Below are 2,801 nucleotides of genomic sequence, written 5' to 3' on the forward strand. Positions count from 1 at the left end.
TCATCGCGCAGCGCCACAATGACCTCGCCCTAGGTCGCTTTCTCAATCCTAGGCAGGTGTTGAATACCCAGTTTCCTATTTTTCGGATTCGTTAAGAAACTTCAGATACGCTGTATCTCTTTGCGCTCTGAATCTTCAGAAACGGAAGCAGCTAAGTAGGAGCAGTCGCCAATGCCAGCAGCCGCTCGGCAACAACCTGGGGAACGGGCATCACCGACAGGCGCGTGCCTCGTCGCACCACCTCCAGCTCATCGGGGGTGAAGGCAGCTCGCAACTCGGCCAAAGGGATCAAGCGCTCAAAGGCGGCAACAAAGTGCACCCGCACCGTGTGCCAGCGGGGATCCGCAGGGGTTGACTTGGGATCGTAGTAGGGGCTGGTGGGATCAAACTGGCTGGGATCGACCACCTGGGTTTCTCGGATCTCCATCAGGCCGGCTATGCCGGGGGGGTTGGCGTTGGAGTGGTAGAAAAAGGCGCGATCCCCAACCTGCATGGCTTTTAGGTAGTTGCGGGCTTGGTAGTTGCGCACGCCGTCCCAAAGGGTTTGGCCCTCCCGCTGCAGATCCCAGATGCTGTAGACGCTGGGCTCCGATTTCATCAGCCAGTAGTTCATGGGGCTTGGGAAAAATCGAGGTCTAGGCCAGGGATCCTGCCACAAAGTCCACGAAGTTTTGCAAGATCTTCAAACCAACCGGGCCGGACTTTTCGGGGTGAAACTGGGTGGCCAACAAAGCGCCGCCGGCAATGGCGGCCACGCAGGTTTGGCTGCCGTGTTGGGTGGTGGCGGCCACCCAGCTTGGGTCGCTGGGCACGGCGTGGTAGGAGTGGACAAAGTAAACCCAGCTTTGGTCGCGGATCCCTGCCCAAAGAGGAGACTGGGGCTGGGTAAGGTGCAACTGGTTCCAGCCCATGTGGGGGATGCGCAGGCCAGGCTCCGGTCGAAAGCGCTGCACCCGCCCCGGCACAAGGCCCAGCCCTGGCTCTGTCCCTTCTTCGCTGCCCTCGAACAAAACCTGCAGCCCAAGGCAAATGCCCAAAAAGGGCTGCTGCCGCCCGATTGCTGCTCGGATTGCCTCTTCAAAGCCCCGCGCCCGCAACTGCTGCATGGCCGGGTCGAAAGCCCCATCGCCGGGCAGGACAATGCCATCAAAAGCCTCCAGCCCAGCCGGCTCTGTTACTAGCTGCACCTCGGCCCCGGCCCGCTCCAGCCCTTTGCAAGCCGAATGCAAGTTGCCGGCATCATAGTCGATCACCGCCAGGCGCACGGCTTTCATGGGATCCCTTTTCCTAAAGCGTTTAGGAGCCTACCAGTATAGTGGTTTTAGCAAGGTAGGGAGCTATGGTAGTTGCAGCATCTGAGGAAAACCTTATCCTCTCCACTCAGCTTGGCTGGCCCGCAGCAGCCTATCTGCACATCCCCTTCTGCCGGCAGCGCTGTTACTACTGCGACTTTGCCACCGGCCTGGGCACCCGCGAGCTGATGGAAACCTATGTGCAGAGGCTCTGCCAGGAGATCGGCGGCGCCTACCGCTACCGCCATTTGGCCGGGGATCCCCAGCCCTTGACCAGCATTTTTTTCGGCGGCGGCACCCCTTCCCTGCTGACGGTGGAGCAGTTGGGCCGGATCTTGGCTCAACTGCGGGAGAGGATCCCGTTTCATCCCAACTGCGAGATCTCGCTGGAGGCCAACCCTGGCACCCTGACGCGGGAGCAGTTGGCGGGCTACCGGGATCTGGGGGTTAACCGCATCAGCTTGGGGGTACAGGCGTTTCAACCTGAGCTGCTGGCCGCCTGTGGCCGCCTGCATGGGGTGGAAGAAGTCTACGAAGCCGTGGCCGACTTGCAGGCAGTGGGCTTTGAGAATTTCAACCTGGACTTGATCTTTGGGCTGCCCTACCAGACCTTGGAGCACTGGCAGCAATCGCTGCAGGCTGTTCTTGAAATCAACCCCACCCATGTCTCCATCTATGATTTAACGATTGAGCCGGGAACCCGATTTGGTCGGATGTACCGACCGGGAGATGCACCTTTGCCCACTGAGGAAACCACAGTTGAAATGTACTTGATGGCGCGAGAGCTGCTCACCCAAGCAGGCTACATTCACTATGAGATCTCCAATTTTGCCCGCCCTGGGTATGCCTGCCGCCACAACCGGGTGTACTGGGAAAATCGCCCTTACTTTGGCTTTGGCATGGGATCCGTCGGCTACGAAGGGGGACGGCGCATTCAGCAGCCCAAAACCCTTTACGACTATTTTGAGCAGGTGAAAGCCAAAGCCCACCCCCTCCCCCCGGAAGCATCCCCAGAGGAAGTTTGGATGGATACTTTGATGTTGGGGTTGCGCTTACAAGAAGGGCTGGATTTAGGCCATTTACAAGAGCGTTTTGGCGACAACAAGCTGAAGCAAGCCTTGGAGAGACTGGATCCCTATTTTGAGAAGGGTTGGGCCAGTTGTGAGGCCGGGCGGCTGCGGCTGATCCCGCCGGAGGGCTGGCTGTTTTCCAATGAGGTTCTCAAGGACTTGTTGGCTTGATTGCGTCGGCCACGTGCACAAGATTGCTCGGCAAAGTTTCCGACCCCACTTGGCCGGCAACTCAGGCTTTAAAGGGGGTAGGCTGTAGTCATTTCAGACTAGATTGAAACAGCTCCCAGGCGCTCATTTCCCCAAGCGCTCTTCGACCAGTTCCTCTCCCTGAGGCCCAAGCGCTCCGCGCCGCTTACGCGACCAACCCCAGCCCCTCTCCCAGCCCTCACCCCCAGCCCCTCTCCCTGAGGGATGGCCCTCACCCCCAGCCCCTCTC

The 2,801-nt window shown here is 59.4% G+C and carries 3 protein-coding genes; 1 reads left to right on the plus strand and 2 read right to left on the minus strand.

Annotated elements, in window-relative coordinates:
- Positions 1–151: 151 nt before the first annotated feature.
- Together NW853_RS00670 and hisH are read right to left on the minus strand one after the other, a co-directional pair.
- The gene (locus tag NW853_RS00670; protein ID WP_414336137.1) at positions 152–613 is read right to left on the minus strand and encodes an EVE domain-containing protein; all 462 of its coding nucleotides are present in this window, start codon (positions 611–613) and stop codon (positions 152–154) included.
- A gap of 22 nt (positions 614–635) precedes the next feature.
- Positions 636–1,274, minus strand: a complete 639-nt coding sequence (gene hisH / locus NW853_RS00675) for an imidazole glycerol phosphate synthase subunit HisH (RefSeq protein WP_414347141.1) — start codon at positions 1,272–1,274, stop codon at positions 636–638.
- Positions 1,275–1,339: 65 nt separating this feature from the next.
- Between hisH and hemW the strand changes: the two genes are divergently transcribed.
- Positions 1,340–2,533 carry a radical SAM family heme chaperone HemW gene (hemW, locus tag NW853_RS00680; RefSeq protein WP_414336133.1) on the plus strand — a complete coding sequence of 398 codons (1,194 nt, stop codon included), beginning with the start codon at positions 1,340–1,342 and terminating at the stop codon, positions 2,531–2,533.
- Positions 2,534–2,801 lie beyond the last annotated feature (268 nt).

This window comes from Synechococcus sp. H55.11 (genome assembly GCF_047462475.1).
Classification (GTDB): domain Bacteria; phylum Cyanobacteriota; class Cyanobacteriia; order Thermostichales; family Thermostichaceae; genus Thermostichus.